The sequence below is a fragment of the Bacteroides helcogenes P 36-108 genome, assembly GCF_000186225.1.
Taxonomy (GTDB): Bacteria; Bacteroidota; Bacteroidia; order Bacteroidales; family Bacteroidaceae; genus Bacteroides; species Bacteroides helcogenes.
Genome location: NC_014933.1, coordinates 1,077,740 through 1,096,433, shown reverse-complemented (window position 1 = coordinate 1,096,433; position 18,694 = coordinate 1,077,740). Strand labels below are relative to the sequence as shown.

Sequence of the window (18,694 nt, the reverse complement as noted above, 5' to 3'; positions counted from 1 at the left end):
CTGTTTTATAAAGACCCATGACACTGACCGAAGAAACTCTCCGCTTTATCCGGGAACACCGCAATGACGATGTACGCAGCCTTGCCCTGCAAACCCACCGATACCCCATGGTAGATATGCCCGCCGCCATCACGCAAATAGCCGGACACCAGGCTGCGAAAGGGAAAATACCTACTTGGGCAGACGTTGAGAACATACTCTATCCGGCACATTTATCTTTGGAGCAGTGCTCCTCGGAAACGACGGCACGACACAAGGCAGAAATGATCTGTACCATCGCCCGGAAAGAGAATGCGACTGTCTATGACAACCTCACCGACCTGACCGGCGGCTTCGGCATAGACTGTGCCTTCCTTTCCTCCTGCTTCAAGCAGGTGACCTACGTGGAAAGACAAGAACAGTTGTGCCAAATAGCTTCACATAACTTTCCGTTACTGGGATTGACGCAAATCTCTGTCTGCCACGATGACGGCATCAGCCATCTGCAACAGATGCAACCTGTGGACTGGATATTCATTGACCCCGCCCGCCGGGATAGTCATGGCGGAAAGGCCGTTGCCATCGGTGATTGCGAACCGGATGTATCGGTGCTGGAAGACTTGCTGCTCGAAAAGGCACGGCATGTATTCGTCAAACTATCGCCCATGCTGGATCTGACACTGGCATTAAATGACCTGAAGCATGTGCAGGAAGCCCACATCGTGTCGGTGAACAATGAATGTAAAGAGCTGCTGCTTGTACTGGGGCACGGCGAAAGTCTGTCGGCAGACGAAGTACCCATCCACTGCATCAATCTCGGACACGGCACTGATGCCGGACAAGGCATCAATCCCCCTGCCCTCGTCTTCACCCGCAGGAAAGAGAAAGAGCAGGCAGTGCCGCACACCACTGCACTCAAAGCCTATCTTTACGAACCGAATGCTTCTATCTTGAAAGCCGGTGCTTTCCGCAGCATTTGTGCCTCCTATAAGGTAGAGAAGTTGCACCCCAACAGCCACCTCTATACTTCGGATCAATACCTTGCCCACTTCCCCGGACGGAAGTTTAAGATAACCGGCAGTTGCGGCTTCAACAAGAAAGAAGTAAAGGAAATGGTGGGAGCAGAAAAGAAAGCGAATCTCACTGTACGCAACTTCCCCGCCACCGTAGCCGAACTACGGAAGCGGATGAAACTGGCAGAAGGAGGAGAAACGTATCTTTTCGCCACCACCCTGGGTGACGAAAAGAAAGTGCTGATACGCTGCCGGAACGTTTCAGAGAAGTAAGCACATATTCAATCGGAGGCAACGGTTATCTTACCTCGTCCGGCCACGGGCAAGGTTGTCCGCTTGCCTTGAATGACGGGCGCTGTCCGCCCACTTTGCGCAGATACTCGCCCAACTCTTTGGACAGACGTTTCACGATATCGGGATGACGGGAAGCTACATTGTCCTTCTCTCCGATGTCCTCCGGGATACAAAAAAGTTCTTTCGCGCCCGTCTCATAATAATAGACCAGCTTCCAGTCATCCTTCCGGATGGCACAGTTCAGGTTGATACCGGGACCGTCATTCCCCCAGATATTAGGGCAGTTCCATACCAAGGAGCGTCCCTTGGAAGGATTTCCCGTACCCTTGAGCAAAGGCAGAAAGCTGATGCCGTCCACAGGCGAAACCGTAGTATAGTTCTTGACTCCCGCCATATCAAGAATCGTAGGATAAAAGTCTTCTATCATCAGATAGTCGTTGCATCGCGTTCCGGGTTTCACCGTACCGGGCCAACTGACAATCATCGGTTCACGGATGCCACCCTCATACAGAGAACCTTTTCCACTGTTCAACGGTGCATTCTGAGTATGAATCTTTCCATCACGCCATCCGGGTTCGGATGCCAAGCCGCCGTTATCGCTCATAAATAGGATGATAGTGTTGTCTGCCTCACCATTCTCCTCCAGCCAATCCATCAGATCACCCAGACTTTTATCCATACCCTCTATCAGTGAGGCATAGGCCGCTTCCTTGTCGCTCAATCCTTTCCTTACATATTTGGGGAAGAAACGCATATCCTTGTCCACCGGCACATGGATAGCGTAATGAGCCATGTAAAGATAAAAAGGCTGGTTGTACTTCTTGGCCTTATCCAATGCCTTTACCGCCTCACGCGTCAGGGCTTCAGTGGCAAATACTCCCGTCCCCCAATAGTTCTCCAAACCGGGGATAGACATCAGTGAAGTGGGCTTCCCGTCACGAGTATGTCCATAGTTCTTTTCGCTAAGATATGTGGCAAGCCCTCCCGCAGCATGTCCGGCAATATTTACTTCAAAGCCCCAGTGCGTGGGATTCTCTCCCGGAGTGTCGATAGAGCCGAAATGCGCCTTACCGCAATGAATGGTGTGATAGCCGCTACGACGCAGCAACTCCACGAAAGAAGTGCCGACAAAGGTATTGTTGATGCCCTCCACCTGACTGATACCATTGTAGTTCCAGTCGGGCAGGTCTATGGTCTGGCTCTTGCGATCGGTCTGTTTATCACGCTGCAGCGTCCAGTTGGTGACGCGATGCCGACTCATGTTGGCTCCAGTCAGCAGACTGCAACGGGTGGCCGAACTGATGTTGCAAGCATAGGCCTGAGTAAACATCATGCCCTGCCGCGCCAGACGTTCCATATTGGGTGTCTCGTAAACTTCATTATAGTGCGTCTTCTGTGTCCAGAAAGGCAGTGAAGTATCTTGCCATCCCATGTCGTCCACCATGAAAAGGATGATATTGGGACGGGATGACAGAGGTTTCTCTGTGGGTGTCTTCTGTGCTTGTACCGTAAGCAACGTAGCAGCAGTAGAAGTCAATGCTAAGGAATATAAAAGATATTTGTTCATCAGTAGTTTTTATATAGATTATTAATAGATCTTCAACAGACTGTCAATAGATGCTGAAATTGATGATATCCGGCAAGGCAACCGCCTCAACAACTTTCAGCCTGACCCCGGTAGTCTCTACCGGTTCAAAGGTTTCAATACGCTTATGCCCCACAGCCTCACCGTCACAGACTGCCTGCCACTTCCCATTCACCTTTACCTCCACTTGATAGCGACGGATTCTCTCGCCTTTGGCAATATTCTCCTGAATGACGCAAGAGCTTATCACCTGCTTCTTTCCGAGATTCAGCGCCAGGCTTTTCTTCTGTCCGGTAGTCTTAGCCACAGGCATACCGAAACGGCGGTTTATTTCTTCACCCCATTCCTTCAGACGTTGCCGGTCACCTGCCGGAATCAGTCCGTCAGGATCGGGAGTCAGTCCCATAATCAGGGTAGCATTCCTTCCCACCGATTTCTCGTATATATCCATCAATGCCTCCAAAGAATAGACATTATTCTCATCATCCGGCTCCCAGAACCATTCATGCCGGCCATTGGCTCCGCGCAGGGGACTGTCGGCCATAGCAGGAACCCAGTATTTTCCAGCGGGATCTCCATGTTTCAACAGTTCCAGCAAATCAGTATCTGCTTCCAAACGCTTGTGGTGCGAGCAAGGCACAGGAAAGGTTGACCAGCAAGGATACTTCACCGTACCTGTTTCCGAACCACCCCAACGGAAGTCCGCACGATCTATATTATGATAGAACAAGCAGTTGGGCTGATACTTATTGACGATAGGCTCTACATCAGGCCCGTCACCTCGCGGATCATCCGCACCGCCATCGAACCATATCATGAACAGATCGCCATAGCGGGTGCAGAGTTCTTCCACCATCTTCTCGCACAAACGTTTGTACCAAGCCTGGCGGTTCTTGGCAAACTCTCCGTCACCTTCCGCCTTGAAGTTATGGATGCCCAGCAAAGAGTTCCAACGGATACCGATATAGATACCCGGTTGCAAACCATACTTGCGGCACGAATTAACGAAATCACGCACAATATCACCCTTTCCGTCACGCCATTTCACGGCTTTCAGGCAGTAGGGATTCACATCACTCTGCCAAAGCCCAAAGCCGGTTTCATGGGTAGCCGTCAGCACGGCGAACTTGCATCCGGCAGCTTTTGCAGCCAGCACCCACTGGTCGGTATCCAACTGCGTAGGGTTGAAAATATTATAGTCTTCTATCGGATTAATACGGTTGTTGCCTTGTCCGTAACGGATGCCATCGAAGACATGCAGGTCATAATGAAACACAGCTCCCATTTCGGCCTCATGCCACTTCAGTTGATGGGGCTTAGGGACAGTAATGTCTGACTGTGCAGAACATAAGAAGCAACTCATAAAGAGTATCACCAATACATATAGTTTCTTCATAACAGATATTCAAATTTTGTAGATATACAGGATTTCTCCTATAAGAAAGAATAAAAAGGATCGTCTTTCTCTCTCAACCACTGTTTGAGCTGAGCTTTCAGTTTCTTTACCAGCCTTTGCCGTTCTCCGGCAATATTTTTCATCTCGTATGGATCGAGCGTGCGGTCAAAAAGGAGTACATCGTCCACCTTTCCGTCCGTGGCATGCAGTACAAAAGTATGTGTAGGCGTGCGCAATCCGCGATAGCCGGTACTATGATTCGAAGGCAGGATATAGTAGTAAGGCTGCACCACGTCTCTTTTTTCTTCACCGGAGAGCAGAGCAGCAGAGAAATCCAATGTCTGCACCGTCGGCGGAATCTGTTTCTTGAATCCCATCATCGAAAGCAGCGTAGGATAAAGGTCGGCAAAGGCCAGCGGAGTGACATTATCCGTGCGCGGCTTCATCAGTCTGGGGCAGGAGACAATCATCGGAATGCGCATGGCCTCCTCATAGAAGATGTCCTTGCCGGCCAATTGATGCGCCCCCATGCAGATACCATGATCAGAGGTGACCACCACAATGGTATTGTGAAACAATCCGAGCCGCTTCAGTTCATTGACGATGCGGCCTATGTTCTCGTCCACTCCGGTGATACAGGCATAATAATTGCGGAGATTGTCACGAAAGTAGTCACCCATCTCCGTACCCTTGGCCGGAATATCGGGGCGATTGAGACAGAGAGCTTCCACATCGAGGTTATCATACATCTCTTTATAGCGGTCGGGGACAAGTTCATAACCAGTGTGAGGCGGGTTCATGGACACCACTAAGGCAAAAGGCTTCTTTCTGTCTATTGCATTCAAATACTTCACGGCTTTGGTTGCCTCGTACTCGGGCCCCCATTGGCTGACGTAATGGAAACTGTCACGCGGAGCATCCGTACTCCAGTACATGGGGTTCAGATGATTGTCATAAGTGCCGTATGCTTCCCAATAATCAAATCCATGACGGCGTTCCTTGGGACACCATTCGTTCCAAGCCACTTTTCCACGGTTGTTGTAAGTATCTACATAAGGCTGATAAGGAGCATCCAAGTGCCACTTGCCGATATATCCCGTCTGGTAGCCGCCATCTTTCAGCACATCACTCCAAGCACGCACGTCTTGGGGCAGTTCCACACCGTACGGGGCATTGGCAGAGTTGCAGTTTCCCGGCACGCCGCTTTTATGAGGATACATGCCACTCATCAGCATGCCGCGTGCAGGTGAAGAAACGGGGCAGCTACTAATGGCATTGGTGAAGTTAACACCTTCGGCGGCCAAAGCATCTACATACGGAGTTTTCACAGGTTCTTTGCCGATGCATCCCATGGCATCTCCACGCCATTGGTCGGCCATGATAAAGACAAGATTGGGAGAGTCCTGAGCATATAACTGCCCACTGATACAAAGCGGAAGAACACCCAGTAATTGTAACGGAGTACTTTTCATGTTATTCAGACGGTTAAAAGTATGTAAGAATTTCTGCAAAGGTAACATTATTTCCTTAGCATCCATCAATACGGGCTATATTAATAAAAAGGCGGAACTAACATGGCAAGGAGGATGTAACCGCATTGTAACCTCATTGTCACCCGTTCTTCAACCTCCCGTAAAATGCACGTAACGGCATACCCGTACTTTTGCGGCAGATTATTAACAGATGACAACAAGTATGAAACAAATCTTAAAAGCATGTCTATGCTTGCTATTACTCTTCGGAACGGCCAACGCGACAATGGCCGACGAAAAAGCAAATGTAACCAAACAAGGAACAGTGCGCGGACGTATTATCGACGCCACCAAACAAACTCTCCCGGGCGCCTCCATCTATATCGAGAAACTACACACTGGTGTGACGAGCGACGTCAACGGCTTCTACACATTCTCCAACCTGGACCCGGGAACTTATACAGTGAAGGTGAGCTACGTGGGCTACTCGCCTGTGGAACTGAAAATCACCATCCCCGCAGGACATACCTTGGAGAAGGACGTGACGCTGAATGAAGGCGTGGAGCTGCAAGAAGTGGTAGTGGGCGGAGCCTTCCAGGGTCAACGCCGTGCCATCAACTCGCAGAAGAGCAGCCTGGGCATCAGCAACGTGGTGTCCGCCGACCAAGTGGGCAAGTTCCCCGACTCCAACATCGGCGACGCGCTGAAGCGCATCTCCGGCATCAACGTGCAATATGACCAAGGCGAAGCCCGCTTCGGACAAGTGCGCGGCACGAGCGCCGACCTCAGCTCCGTCACCATCAACGGCAACCGCATCCCCTCTGCCGAAGGCGACACACGCAACGTGCAGCTCGACCTCATCCCCTCGGACATGATTCAGACCATCGAGGTGAACAAGGTGGTGACACCGGACATGGATGCCGATGCCATCGGCGGCAGCATCAACTTAGTGACGAAGAACTCGCCCTACAAGCGCTTCATCAGCGCCACGGCAGGGACGGGCTACAACCGGGTGAGCGAGAAGGCGCAACTGAACCTCGGCTTCACCTATGGTGACCGCTTCTTCAATGACAAGTTGGGCGTGATGCTCTCCGCCTCCTATCAGAACTCCCCCAGCGGAAGCGACGACGTGGAGTTTGTATGGGACAAGGACGCGAACTCCGGCGAAGTGACCCTGACCGACTATCAGATACGCCAATACTACCTGACCCGCGAACGCCAGAGCTACTCCGCCGCGCTGGACTACGTGTTCAACGCCAACCACAAGCTGACCTTCAAGGGCATCTTCAACAACCGCAACGACTGGGAGAACCGCTACCGCACGACCATCAAGGGCATCAACCTTGAGAAAGACGACAACGGCAACGACTACTGCTCCATCAATGACAAGGGAACCGTGCGCTTCCAGACCAAAGGCGGCAGCCCCGACAACCGCAACGCCCGCCTGGAACGCCAACGCACGATGGACTTCACCTTAGGCGGCGAGCACCTCTTCGGCAAGCTGAGCATGGACTGGAGCCTGAACTACGCCAAAGCGAGCGAGGAACGCCCCAACGAACGATACATTGACTATCAACTGAAAAAGCAGAAGTTCGACCTCGACCTCACGGACGAACGCCGGCCGCTCTTCACCCCGCAAGACGGCTCGTCCATGACGATGACCGCCGACCTGCTGGGCAACAAGAACTTCAGTCTGAAGGAAGTGACCGAGCAGCAGGAAGACATTCAGGAGAAAGACCTCAAAGCGAAGTTCGACTTCAAGCTGCCCCTGAAGAAAGGCTTCTATGCCAACGCCCTGCGCTTCGGCGCCAAGATGGTGCACAAGACCAAAGACAAGACCGTGGACTTCTACGAATACACCCCGCTGGACGAGACCGGATTTGACCAAGCTAACATGGCCGCCCTCACCAACCAGACACGCAGCGGATACATGCCCGGCAGCCAGTACGCGGCAGGCAACTTCATCAGCAAGGAATACTTAGGCAACCTGGACTTGAACAACAGCACCCTCTTTGAGAAAGCACAAGTGCCCGCAGAACTCGCCACCAACTTCAACGCCAAAGAGACCGTGACGGCAGGCTACCTGCGCTACGACCAGAAGTTCGGCAAGAAGTGGGACCTGATGTTGGGACTCCGCCTGGAGAACACCCACGTGAAGTACAGCGGCAGCCAGTACGACGCCGACAGTGACGAAACCACCCGCACCCCCTACGAGAGCCACACGTACCTCAACGTGCTGCCCTCCGTCCTGGTGAAGCATGACGTGAACGACGACTTCAAGCTCCGCGCCTCCTTCACCAACACCATCTCGCGCCCCAAGTACGCCGCCCTTGCGCCCAACATCAGCATCAAGCGCAGCGACAACTCCATCTCCGTGGGCAATCCCGAGCTGAGCCCCACCATCAGCTACAACTTCGACCTCAACGGCGAATACTACTTCAAGAGCATCGGGCTGGTCAGCGCCGGCGTGTTCTACAAGAAGATAAACGACTTCATCGTAGACCAGACCCTGCGCAACTACCAGTGGAACGGCAACTCCTACACCAAGTTCAGCCAACCCCGCAACTCGGGCGACGCCGACCTGCTTGGCGTGGAACTCGCCTACCAGCGCGACTTCGGCTTCATCGCCCCCGCCCTGAAGTGCATCGGCTTCTACGGCACGTACACCTATTCTTATAGCCGTGTGAACAACTTCAACTTTGAAGGCCGCGAGAACGAAAGCGGACTGCGCCTGCCCGGTTCGCCCGAGCACACCGCCAACGCCTCCCTCTTCTTCGAGAAGTACGGGCTCAACATCCGCTGGAGCTACAACTACGCCTCCGCCTTCATCGACGAGATGGGCAGCGAGAAGTTCTACGACCGCTACTACGATGCCGTCAACTACATGGACGTGAACGCCAGCTACACCTTCGGCCGCAAGCTCAAGACCACCTTCTACGCCGAAGCCACCAACCTGCTGAACCAACCCCTGCGCTACTATCAAGGCAGCAAGGATCGCACCATGCAGAGCGAACACTACGGCGTGCGGGTAAACGCGGGCGTAAAGATAAACTTCTGATTGTAAAGAATTATCAGTCCCTCCGCACAGACCCGGAAATACATGCGCACGGAGCAGAAAATGGAAGCGCAAGGAGTTGAAACTGCATGCGCTTCCATTTTCAACTGCATGCGCTTCCATTTTTCACTCCTTGCGCTTCCATTTTTCGCCCCCTCCAGAAGCACTTCTGACGGGGGTACGGAGACTCTTCCGGCATCCGCACTCTCCAAAGCGGCGGAAACGGCAGGCGGCAGGAACGTAAAGAGTTTTCAGCAGAAGCGCCTTTTGAATTATGAATAATGAACTTCGTAGCACTATCGGCCTCTAACGCCCTGAGTGAGCGAAATCCTTTTAGGCACGGAAACCGCAGATTAACGCAGAAAAAGAAAAAGCAAATCCGTGAAATCCGTGAATTCCGTGCCTGAAAAGAAATCATTAAACAAGCTTCGGCATCCCCCCCGCAGCGGAAAACTGAATACGGAGAAACCGATGCACCTGAATTATGAACAATAAACGATGAACAATAAACAATGAACGATAAGCAATAAACAATGAACTCTCAGTTTGCGGAGTATCGGCCTTTAACTCCTCAGCCCGCCTGCGGGCGATAACTCCCTGAGTGAGCAAAGCGAACGGTAACTCCCTTTAACTCCTTCAAAATAACAAGTAATGAAAACAACAATGAAGAAACTATTCCTCCTGCTGCTCGTCGCCCTGTTGGGCAACGCGGCAATCGCCCAAATCACCGACTACTCCGTCTTCGACAAGAAGCTGAACTTCTACGTGGCCAACGACCTGGGTCGCAACGGTTACTACGACCAGAAACCCATTGCCGAACTGATGGGCACAATGGCCGAGAACGGAGCCGACCCCGAGTTTGTCCTCGCCACCGGAGACATCCACCACTTCGAGGGCGTGCAGAGCGTAAGCGACCCCCTGTGGATGACCAACTACGAACTCATCTACTCCCATCCCGAACTGATGATCAACTGGTTCCCCCTCTTGGGCAACCACGAGTATCGCGGCAACACGCAGGCCGTGATGGATTATAGCAACGTCTCCCGCCGATGGAACATGCCCGCCCGCTACTACACCAAAGTCTTCGAGAAAAAAGGCATGACCCTCCGCGTCCTCTGGATAGACACCGCCCCGCTCATCGACAAGTACCGCAACGAGAGCGACACCTATCCCGATGCCTGCCGCCAAGACTACCGGGCACAACTGGCGTGGATAGACTCCGTGCTCACCGCCGCCAAGGAAGATTGGGTGATCGTGGCCGGACACCACCCCATCTATGCCGAAACGCCCAAGGACGAAAGCGAACGCGCCGACATGCAGGCACGCCTCGACCCCATCCTGCGCCGTCACAAAGTGGATATGTACATCTGCGGACACATCCACAACTTCCAGCATGTACGGGTGAAGGGCAGCGATACGGACTACATCACCAACTCTGCCGGCTCGCTGGCCCGCAAGGTGAGCCCCATCGAGGGCACGCAGTTTTGCAGCCCCGAGCCCGGCTTCTCCATCGTCTCTGCCGACAAGAAGACGCTGCAACTGCGCATGATAGACAAGCACGGGAATGTGCTGCACACGGTGACGCGCAGCAAGTAAGCCTGCCTGAAGTCTTGGGGTATACGGGGAATCACTTCTTCCCTTTCTCCCGCAAGTCATCCTTCGGAATAGTCGTCTCACTACCATCGCGCGTAGCCATGTAGTGGGGCGACATAATCTCAATCCCTTCCTCATTGAACTTGTCCTGGATGTTCTGATGAAGATCGGAGTATATCTGCGCCAGCTTGTCGGCCTCACGGATATACGCATTCACCTGATACACCGGATACCAATCGCTGAGCGAAGTCTCCAACACGAACGGGCGGGGGTCGTCCACCACGCCGGGCGTGTTCAGCGCAGCCTCTATCAACATCTGATGCACCTTGCGCCACGGAGCGTCATAGCCGATGGTGACCTCCGAATGGATAATCAAGCCGTACTCGCGCGCCGAAGCACTGTAATTCACCGTATGCGAAGACATGATGAAGGAATTGGGGATGGTGACCACCTCGTTCTTCGGGGTGCGGATGCGGGTCACGAGCGGCGTCTTCTCAATCACATTTCCCGTCGTATCATTCAACTTGATGCGGTCACCTATCTTAAACGGACGCATATACGTGATAACCAGTCCCGCTATGATATTTCCAATCACCGTACTGGAACCGAGTGACACTATCAACCCCACAAATACAGATATGCCTTGAAACACGCCCGATTTGGAGCCCGGAAGATAAGGATAAATCATCGCAATCATAAAGGCGCAAAGCAGAAAGCGAATAATGTGAAAAGTTGGAATTGCCCAGTCGGGATAAAATCCTCTCAACTTCAACCGTTCCGATTGAACTTCATTGGCAAGATAATGGAACAGCCTCACCAGATACTTCACCGCAAAGCATATCACAAAAATAGTGAACAGGTTAGGTATATAATCTACCACCCCGTTCAAGATGCTCTTGACAGGATTCCAAATATAGGATAATAACCGGTATGCAAGGCTTTCCGTCTGGGGAAATAAGGAAAAGAGTAATGGAACCGTCAACAACAATTGCAGAAACATAAAGGCATAGCGCAACAAGCTTGCCAAAAGGACCAATAGGTTTACCTGCTTCTGCGTATCCAGCAATTCATATTCTTGGATGGAAATTGGTTTCAGCCTGGTATCTTTCAACTTTTCAATGCAAACCTTGAGCTTCTTGAACAGCCAGATGGTGAGCTTAAACAATAGAAACTGACCGACAATCACCAAGAGGAAATAAAAGATTCGCTTACCCAACTGTATCAGGCCATGCTCTTCTTTCATTATTCTCAGCTTCTCAACAATAATGTGCCGCTTGCCGGCAGCCAGTTGCTGCCTCGTACAATTCTCCCACAATCCATCCTGGTCGGTAAAGGATACGATAACTTTATCGCCATACATCAAATCGGTCACTATGTCACTGTTTTCTATGTAAACCGAATCGGGGCGGAGGTTAAAGCGTTTTCCCAAATCGGTGATATTTTTCGAAATGGACTCCGCACGCTGCCGGGGAGTATGCCCGCCACGTTTGGCATATAAAAAGAAAAGAGTGTCATTCTCCACTGTCACCGGTATGCCGGGAGTCACTCTGCGCAACGAGTCGATGCGTTGCTTCTGGCGCGCCAACTTCACAGAGTCCACCGCATAACTCTCCAGCTTCATCTGCTCCATCTCCATACGCAGATTTGCCTCATTCAACTTCGCCGTCGCCAATTCTTGCCTGACCAACGATAATTTAACGGAGTCGGAATCTGATTTTGCAACCGAAGCTGCACGTAAACTGTCTTCATTGAATATATTGATGACTTTATCCACCAATTGTGCCGAAACGTCATTGAACGGCATCAGCAACAAACAAAAGCACAGAATGCGAATAATTACCATATCTTAATCTACTACTTGGTTGATTTTTCAAACATTTATCTAAAATAAATGCTTCAAACATACGGAATGTTTTTGACTTTCCGGCTTAATTTCAGTGCAAAGTATCATGAGTACAGAAAACAAACCATTATCTTTGTGCACAAATTTATATTTCTATGAATATACTGTTTCTTATCGGAGGATTGCTCCTTATACTCTTGGGTGCTAACGGACTGACAGACGGAGCCGCATCCGTTGCCAAGCATTTCCGCATACCGTCTATCGTCATCGGGTTGACTATCGTAGCTTTCGGCACATCTGCCCCCGAACTCACCGTCAGCATATCTTCTGCCCTGAAGGGAAGCGCAGACATCGCTATCGGAAACGTAGTGGGGAGTAATATTTTCAATACCCTGATGATTGTGGGATGTACTGCTCTTTTTGCTCCCATCGTTGTTACCCGAAATACTCTGCAAAGGGAGATTCCCCTTTGTATCCTGTCTTCTTTCACCCTACTGATTTGCGCCAATGACATACTACTGGACGGCAGCAAGGAGAACATCCTCAGCATTACCGACGGACTGTTACTGCTCTGCTTCTTCGCCATCTTCATGAGCTATACCTTTGCCATCGCCCAAAATAATCCGAAAGAGAAAGAGGAGGAAACAGAAGATATCAAGAAGTTCCCGATGTGGAAATCCGTCCTGTATATCCTCGGCGGCCTTGGTGCACTCATCGCAGGTGGAAGTTTCTTCGTGGACGGCGCCAGCGGCATCGCACGCAGCTTGGGCGTCAGCGAGTCCGTCATCGGGCTTACCCTTGTGGCAGGCGGAACATCCCTGCCCGAACTTGCCACCTCCATTGTGGCCGCCTTGAAAAAGAACCCGGAAATAGCCATCGGCAACGTGATAGGCAGCAACCTCTTCAATGTGTTCTTCGTTTTGGGCAGCTCGGCCTCCATTACGCCTCTGCATCTGGCAGGCATCAATAACATGGATCTATCGGTACTGGTCGGCTCAAGCATTCTGCTCTGGATATTCGGGAGCTTTTTCGGGAAACGTACCATTACCCGGATAGAAGGAAGCATCCTGATACTTTGCTACATAGCCTACACGGCAGCATTGATTTACAACCTGTGACATAACGACAGCACACATATTCACGGAATGATCGTTTTTTAATAACTCGGTGAGGTATTTTAAACATTATCGTGTATCTTTGCCGGCTCATAACGATATACAATTATGGCAATTACAATTAAAAAAGTTTCTACAAAGAAAGAACTGAAACAGTTCATTCGCTTCAACTACAAGCTATACAAGAACAATCCTTATTCGGTTCCCGACCTTTATGACGACATGCTCAACACATTCAACAAAAAAAAGAATGCAGCATTTGAATTCTGTGAAGCTGAATATTTCCTCGCTTACAAAGACGATAAGATTGCGGGACGTGTAGCTGCCATCATCAACCAAAAAGCCAACCAGACCTGGAACAAGAAGGAAGTGCGTTTCGGCTGGATAGATTTCATCGACGATCCGGAAGTTTCCGACGCCTTGATACGCACTGTGGAAAAATGGGGCAAAGACCGTGGAATGACTCATTTGCAAGGGCCACTGGGCTTCACCGATTTTGATGCGGAAGGCATGCTTATCGAAGGTTTTGACCAACTGAGCACTATGGCAACCACTTACAACTATCCTTACTATCCGCAGCACATGGAACGTATGGGATTTGAAAAGGATGCCGACTGGGTGGAATATAAAATCTACATACCAGATGCCATACCCGAAAAACATCAACGAATCTCAGACCTCATCCAACGCAAGTATAACCTCAAAATCAAAAAGTACACATCGGCAAGAAAACTTGCCCGCGACTACGGACAAGCCATCTTTGAACTAATGAACGAAGCATACAGCCCTCTGTACGGATATTCCGCCTTATCGCAACGTCAGATCGACCAATACGTAAAAATGTATCTCCCCATCGTGGACTTACGCATGGTAACGCTCATTACCGATGCAGAAGACAAATTGATTGCCGTAGGAATTTCAATGCCATCATTATCAGAAGCATTACAGAAATCTCACGGACGTCTGCTGCCCTTGGGATGGTATTACTTGCTGAAAGCATTGTTCATGAAGCGCCGTGCCAAAATGCTGGATTTGTTGTTGGTAGCCGTGAAACCCGAATACCAGAACAAAGGTGTTAACGCTTTGTTATTTTCCGATTTAATTCCGGTTTATCAAAAATTAGGTTTTATATTTGCAGAGAGCAACCCAGAGCTGGAAATGAACGGTAAAGTACAAGCCCAATGGGAATACTTCAAGACCGAACAACATAAACGGCGCAGGGCGTTCACAAAAAAAATAGAATAAAGAGGACAGTACATTCAAAGAATTATGGAAGAAGTAGAAAACGGCTTGCAATCAAACGGACAATCGGTGGACTATACGGAAGAAAATATCCGTCATCTGGACGATATGGAGCATATCCGTGTCCGTTCCGGTATGTACATCGGCCGTCTTGGCGACGGCTCACAAAACGACGACGGTATCTATGTGCTGTTGAAAGAAGTAATGGACAACAGCATCGACGAATTTAAAATGGGAGCCGGCAAACGAATAGAAGTCACTATCGAAGAAAATCTCCGCGTGAGTGTACGCGACTACGGGCGGGGTATTCCTCAAGGCAAACTGATCGAAGCAGTCAGCAAACTCAATACCGGTGGCAAATACGACAGTAAAGCCTTTAAAAAAAGCGTCGGTCTGAACGGTGTAGGTATCAAAGCCGTCAATGCCCTCAGCAGTCGTTTTGAAGTACGCAGTTACCGTGACGGCAAAGTGCGCACCGCCATTTTTGAGAAAGGCGTGCTTCAAAGTGATGAAACCCGAAGCAGCGAGGAAGAAAGCGGAACTTTTATTTTCTTCGAACCGGATAGCACGCTTTTCCTGAACTATCTTTTCCAAAATACGTTTGTAGAAAATCTGCTACGCAATTATACATACCTGAACACAGGGCTTGCCATTATATACAACGGTCAACGCATCCTCTCCCGTCACGGACTGGAAGACCTACTGAAAGACAACATGACTGCCGAAGGCCTGTATGACATCATACACCTGAAAGGGGAAGATATTGAAATAGCCTTTACGCACACCAACCAATACGGTGAAGAATATTATTCCTTTGTAAACGGTCAGCATACTACCCAAGGAGGTACTCATCAGAGTGCTTTGAAAGAGCATATTGCAAAGACCATCAAGGAATTCTACAATAAAAACCAAGAATACTCCGATATTCGGAATGGTATTGTGGCCGCCATTGCCATCAATGTGGAAGAACCGCAGTTCGAAGGGCAGACCAAGACAAAGTTAGGCTCTCCCTCTATGGAGCCGGGTGGTGTCAGTGTCAACAAATATGTAGGTGACTTCATCAAAACAGAAGTGGACAACTACCTGCACAAGAATCCGTTGGTCAGCGAAGTAATGCTGCAAAAAATTCAGGACTCCGAAAAAGAGCGCAAAGCCATTGCGGGCGTCACTAAACTGGCACGCGAACGTGCCAAAAAAGCCAATCTGCACAACCGCAAACTGCGTGACTGCCGCTTCCACCTGAACGATGGAAAAGGAAAGGACAAAGAAACCGAATCGTGCATCTTTATCACCGAGGGAGACTCTGCCAGCGGTTCCATCACCAAAAGCCGTGATGTCAATACCCAAGCAGTATTCAGCCTGCGAGGCAAGCCACTCAACTCTTACGGGCTGACCAAGAAAGTGGTTTACGAAAATGAAGAATTCAACCTGTTGCAAGCAGCGTTGAACATTGAAGACGGCATTGAAGGCCTGCGCTATAACAAGGTGATTGTAGCTACCGATGCCGACGTGGACGGCATGCATATCCGCCTGCTTATCATCACCTTTTTCTTGCAATTCTTCCCTGACCTGATAAAGAAAGGTCACGTATATATCCTGCAAACTCCACTTTTCCGTGTACGCAACAAGAAGAAAACCAACTACTGTTACACGGAAGACGAACGCATCAAGTCTATCGAAGAACTGGGGCCGAACCCTGAAATCACACGATTCAAAGGGTTGGGAGAAATCTCTCCCGATGAGTTCAAGCATTTCATCGGTAAGGATATGCGCCTTGAACAAGTGTCTCTGCGCAAGACAGACCTTGTAAAAGAACTGCTGGAATTCTATATGGGCAAGAATACCATGGAACGGCAAAACTTTATTATCAACAATCTGGTTATAGAAGAAGATTTAGCATCATGAGAAGGGCTATCTTTCCGGGAACATTCGACCCCTTTACCATCGGACATTACTCGGTAGTGAACCGTGCACTGACTTTTATAGACGAAATTGTCATAGGAATCGGTATCAACGAGAACAAAAACACGTACTTCCCCACCGAGAAGCGCGAAGAGATGATACGGAACCTCTACTGGAATGAGCCACACGTCATCGTACAATCGTATGACTGCCTGACCATCGACTTTGCCAAGCAGATGAACGCCAACTTGATCATACGTGGCATCCGCACCGTAAAGGACTTCGAGTACGAGGAAACCATTGCCGACATTAACCGCAAGCTGACCGGAATCGAAACCATTCTTCTGTTTACCGAGCCCGAACTGACTTGTGTCAGCTCGACCACCGTGCGCGAGTTGCTGCAATACGGCAAGGACATCAGCATGTTCATACCGAAAGGGATGGAGTTATGAAGAAACAATAATCAGTAACCAATTTATATCGCAATAGTATCTCAACTCTCCTCCCCCCCGGAGGAGGAGAATTGAGATAGTACCAAGACAATTAATTACCTATATTTATGAGAAGAATCCTATTTATTATAATTTGTATATGCGCAGTGACGGTGCAGGCTCAGAAACAGAATAACGAAGCCCTGCGCAAGTTACAGATGGCAGAGTTTTTCATAACCAACTTATATGTAGATAAGGTGGACGAGAACAAGTTAGTGGAAGAAGCCATCATCAAAATGCTGGCACAACTTGACCCTCATTCCACATACAATAACGCAGAAGAAGTGAAGAAAATGAACGAACCACTGCAAGGTAATTTTGAAGGTATCGGAGTACAGTTCCAAATGATAGAAGACACACTGCTCGTCATACAACCCGTAACGGGCGGACCATCCGAGAGAGTAGGTATTCTTGCCGGCGACCGTATCGTATCTGTCAATGACAGCGCCATTGCCGGTGTGAAAATGAGTACGGAAGATATTATGTCACGCTTGCGCGGCCCCAAAAACTCAGAAGTGAAACTTACCGTAGTACGCCGCGGAGTGGACGATACGCTATATTTCACCGTAAAACGTGACAAAATACCTATCTTCAGCTTGGATGCGGCCTATATGATACAGCCCCAGACAGGCTATATACGCATCAATCGCTTTGCCGCAACCACTGCCGAAGAATTTACAAAGGCCTTGAAGGAGCTCCAGAAGAAGGGTATGACAGACTTGATTCTTGACCTGCAAGGAAACGGCGGTGGCTATCTGAATGCGGCCATAGACCTCGCCAACGAGTTTCTCGGACAAAAAGAACTGATTGTATATACCGAAGGGCGTACCTCCCATCGCAGTGACTTCTTTGCGAAAGGAAACGGAAACTTCAAGAACGGGCGTCTCATTGTACTGGTAGATGAATATTCAGCTTCTGCCAGTGAAATTGTGACAGGAGCAATACAGGATTGGGACAGAGGCGTAGTCGTGGGACGACGCACTTTCGGCAAGGGATTGGTACAGCGTCCCATCGACTTGCCGGACGGCTCGATGATACGCCTGACCATCGCCCGATATTATACTCCTGCAGGGCGCTGCATCCAAAAGCCCTACGACAACACCGCCAACCTTGACGGCACTCCTGGAAATGTGGACGGTCAGGAAAGGTACAATTCGGAACTGGCAAACCGCTTTAACCACGGAGAAATGATCCATGCGGACAGCATCCACTTTGCCGACTCACTGAAAGTTCTGACTAAACGTCTGAAGCGCACCGTTTATGGCGGTGGCGGTATTATGCCCGATTTCTTCGTTCCGATAGATACCACCCAATATACGGATTACCACCGCAACCTTGTAGCCAAGGGTGTAATAATCAGGGCAACTACCGGTTACATTGAAAAGCACAGGAAAGAGCTTCAAAACAGATACAAAAAGTTTGAGACCTTCAATGACAAATTTGAGATAGACAACACTTTCCTCACCGAAATACACACCCTTGCCGATAAAGAGAAAATCAAGTTCGATGAGAAGCAGTACAACCAATCGCTGCCGTTAATCAAAACGCAGCTTAAAGCTCTTATTGCCCGTGACCTATGGGACATGAACGAATACTTCCGGGTGATGAACGGTACGAACAAGAGTGTGCAACAGGCATTAGAGATACTGAATAAGAACATTTACAGCACAATCATCCGATAACAACGATAATATATCATTTATTGATCCCGGTT

General features: G+C 49.8%; 13 protein-coding genes. 9 read left to right on the top strand and 4 right to left on the bottom strand.

All coding sequences use genetic code 11. The annotated features are described in order from the left end of the window. Positions 1 to 17 precede the first annotated feature (17 nt). Positions 18 to 1,265 carry a class I SAM-dependent methyltransferase gene (locus tag BACHE_RS04180; RefSeq protein WP_013546460.1) on the top strand — a complete coding sequence of 416 codons (1,248 nt, stop codon included), beginning with the start codon at positions 18 to 20 and terminating at the stop codon, positions 1,263 to 1,265. 25 nt (positions 1,266 to 1,290) lie between these two features. On the opposite strand, the gene BACHE_RS04175 is transcribed toward BACHE_RS04180, so the two are convergent. Genes BACHE_RS04175 through BACHE_RS04165 form a run of 3 tightly spaced genes read right to left on the bottom strand, consistent with a single transcriptional unit; the run spans position 1,291 to position 5,739 of the window. Further along, complete coding sequence (locus BACHE_RS04175) at positions 1,291 to 2,853, bottom strand: sulfatase (RefSeq protein ID WP_013546459.1); 1,563 nt, start codon at positions 2,851 to 2,853, stop codon at positions 1,291 to 1,293. A gap of 43 nt (positions 2,854 to 2,896) precedes the next feature. Then, the gene (locus BACHE_RS04170) at positions 2,897 to 4,267 is read right to left on the bottom strand and encodes an alpha-L-fucosidase (protein ID WP_013546458.1); all 1,371 of its coding nucleotides are present in this window, start codon (positions 4,265 to 4,267) and stop codon (positions 2,897 to 2,899) included. A 38-nt stretch (positions 4,268 to 4,305) separates the two neighbouring features. Next, positions 4,306 to 5,739 (bottom strand): sulfatase family protein, encoded by a 1,434-nt coding sequence (locus BACHE_RS04165; RefSeq protein ID WP_041579641.1) that lies wholly within the window; start codon positions 5,737 to 5,739, stop codon positions 4,306 to 4,308. Between the two features lie 223 nt (positions 5,740 to 5,962). Here BACHE_RS04165 and BACHE_RS04160 point away from each other — a divergent pair, with 223 nt between their 5' ends. The 3 genes from BACHE_RS04160 (at position 5,963) to BACHE_RS04150 (ending at position 10,390) form a co-directional block, all read left to right on the top strand. Next, positions 5,963 to 8,797, top strand: coding sequence for a TonB-dependent receptor (locus BACHE_RS04160; RefSeq protein WP_041579183.1), 2,835 nt, complete (start codon positions 5,963 to 5,965; stop codon positions 8,795 to 8,797). Between the two features lie 60 nt (positions 8,798 to 8,857). Beyond that, a complete protein-coding gene (locus BACHE_RS04155; protein WP_148229812.1) occupies positions 8,858 to 9,076 on the top strand; it encodes a hypothetical protein in 219 nt (72 codons plus the stop codon). Between the two features lie 381 nt (positions 9,077 to 9,457). Beyond that, positions 9,458 to 10,390, top strand: a complete 933-nt coding sequence (locus tag BACHE_RS04150; protein WP_013546455.1) for a metallophosphoesterase — start codon at positions 9,458 to 9,460, stop codon at positions 10,388 to 10,390. A 31-nt stretch (positions 10,391 to 10,421) separates the two neighbouring features. Here BACHE_RS04150 and BACHE_RS04145 read toward each other — a convergent pair whose 3' ends face one another. Beyond that, entirely contained in the window at positions 10,422 to 12,230 is a 1,809-nt protein-coding gene (locus BACHE_RS04145; RefSeq protein WP_013546454.1) for a mechanosensitive ion channel family protein, read from the bottom strand. A 155-nt stretch (positions 12,231 to 12,385) separates the two neighbouring features. Here BACHE_RS04145 and BACHE_RS04140 point away from each other — a divergent pair, with 155 nt between their 5' ends. The 5 genes from BACHE_RS04140 (at position 12,386) to BACHE_RS04120 (ending at position 18,662) form a co-directional block, all read left to right on the top strand. After that, entirely contained in the window at positions 12,386 to 13,348 is a 963-nt protein-coding gene (locus BACHE_RS04140) for a calcium/sodium antiporter (RefSeq protein WP_013546453.1), read from the top strand. Positions 13,349 to 13,453: 105 nt separating this feature from the next. Beyond that, on the top strand, positions 13,454 to 14,590 hold the full coding sequence (locus BACHE_RS04135; RefSeq protein WP_013546452.1) for a hypothetical protein: 1,137 nt from the start codon (positions 13,454 to 13,456) through the stop codon (positions 14,588 to 14,590). A gap of 24 nt (positions 14,591 to 14,614) precedes the next feature. Then, the gene (locus tag BACHE_RS04130; RefSeq protein ID WP_013546451.1) at positions 14,615 to 16,492 is read left to right on the top strand and encodes a DNA topoisomerase IV subunit B; all 1,878 of its coding nucleotides are present in this window, start codon (positions 14,615 to 14,617) and stop codon (positions 16,490 to 16,492) included. Further along, complete coding sequence (coaD, locus tag BACHE_RS04125; RefSeq protein ID WP_013546450.1) at positions 16,489 to 16,941, top strand: pantetheine-phosphate adenylyltransferase; 453 nt, start codon at positions 16,489 to 16,491, stop codon at positions 16,939 to 16,941. Before BACHE_RS04130 ends, coaD begins: the two co-directional genes overlap by 4 nt. Before the next feature lie 107 nt (positions 16,942 to 17,048). Then, positions 17,049 to 18,662 (top strand): S41 family peptidase, encoded by a 1,614-nt coding sequence (locus BACHE_RS04120; protein ID WP_013546449.1) that lies wholly within the window; start codon positions 17,049 to 17,051, stop codon positions 18,660 to 18,662. The last annotated feature ends 32 nt before the right edge of the window (positions 18,663 to 18,694 follow it).

Excerpts from the sequence above, each read along its gene's own strand:
- BACHE_RS04175 (WP_013546459.1), bottom strand. The coding sequence starts at position 2,853 with ATGAACAAATATCTTTTATATTCCTTAGCATTGACTTCTACTGCTGCT.
- coaD (WP_013546450.1), top strand. The coding sequence starts at position 16,489 with ATGAGAAGGGCTATCTTTCCGGGAACATTCGACCCCTTTACCATCGGA.
- BACHE_RS04180 (WP_013546460.1), top strand. The coding sequence starts at position 18 with ATGACACTGACCGAAGAAACTCTCCGCTTTATCCGGGAACACCGCAAT.
- BACHE_RS04130 (WP_013546451.1), top strand. The coding sequence starts at position 14,615 with ATGGAAGAAGTAGAAAACGGCTTGCAATCAAACGGACAATCGGTGGAC.
- BACHE_RS04160 (WP_041579183.1), top strand. The coding sequence starts at position 5,963 with ATGAAACAAATCTTAAAAGCATGTCTATGCTTGCTATTACTCTTCGGA.
- BACHE_RS04155 (WP_148229812.1), top strand. The coding sequence starts at position 8,858 with ATGGAAGCGCAAGGAGTTGAAACTGCATGCGCTTCCATTTTCAACTGC.
- BACHE_RS04150 (WP_013546455.1), top strand. The coding sequence starts at position 9,458 with ATGAAGAAACTATTCCTCCTGCTGCTCGTCGCCCTGTTGGGCAACGCG.
- BACHE_RS04135 (WP_013546452.1), top strand. The coding sequence starts at position 13,454 with ATGGCAATTACAATTAAAAAAGTTTCTACAAAGAAAGAACTGAAACAG.
- BACHE_RS04170 (WP_013546458.1), bottom strand. The coding sequence starts at position 4,267 with ATGAAGAAACTATATGTATTGGTGATACTCTTTATGAGTTGCTTCTTA.
- BACHE_RS04120 (WP_013546449.1), top strand. The coding sequence starts at position 17,049 with ATGAGAAGAATCCTATTTATTATAATTTGTATATGCGCAGTGACGGTG.
- BACHE_RS04165 (WP_041579641.1), bottom strand. The coding sequence starts at position 5,739 with ATGAAAAGTACTCCGTTACAATTACTGGGTGTTCTTCCGCTTTGTATC.
- BACHE_RS04140 (WP_013546453.1), top strand. The coding sequence starts at position 12,386 with ATGAATATACTGTTTCTTATCGGAGGATTGCTCCTTATACTCTTGGGT.
- BACHE_RS04145 (WP_013546454.1), bottom strand. The coding sequence starts at position 12,230 with ATGGTAATTATTCGCATTCTGTGCTTTTGTTTGTTGCTGATGCCGTTC.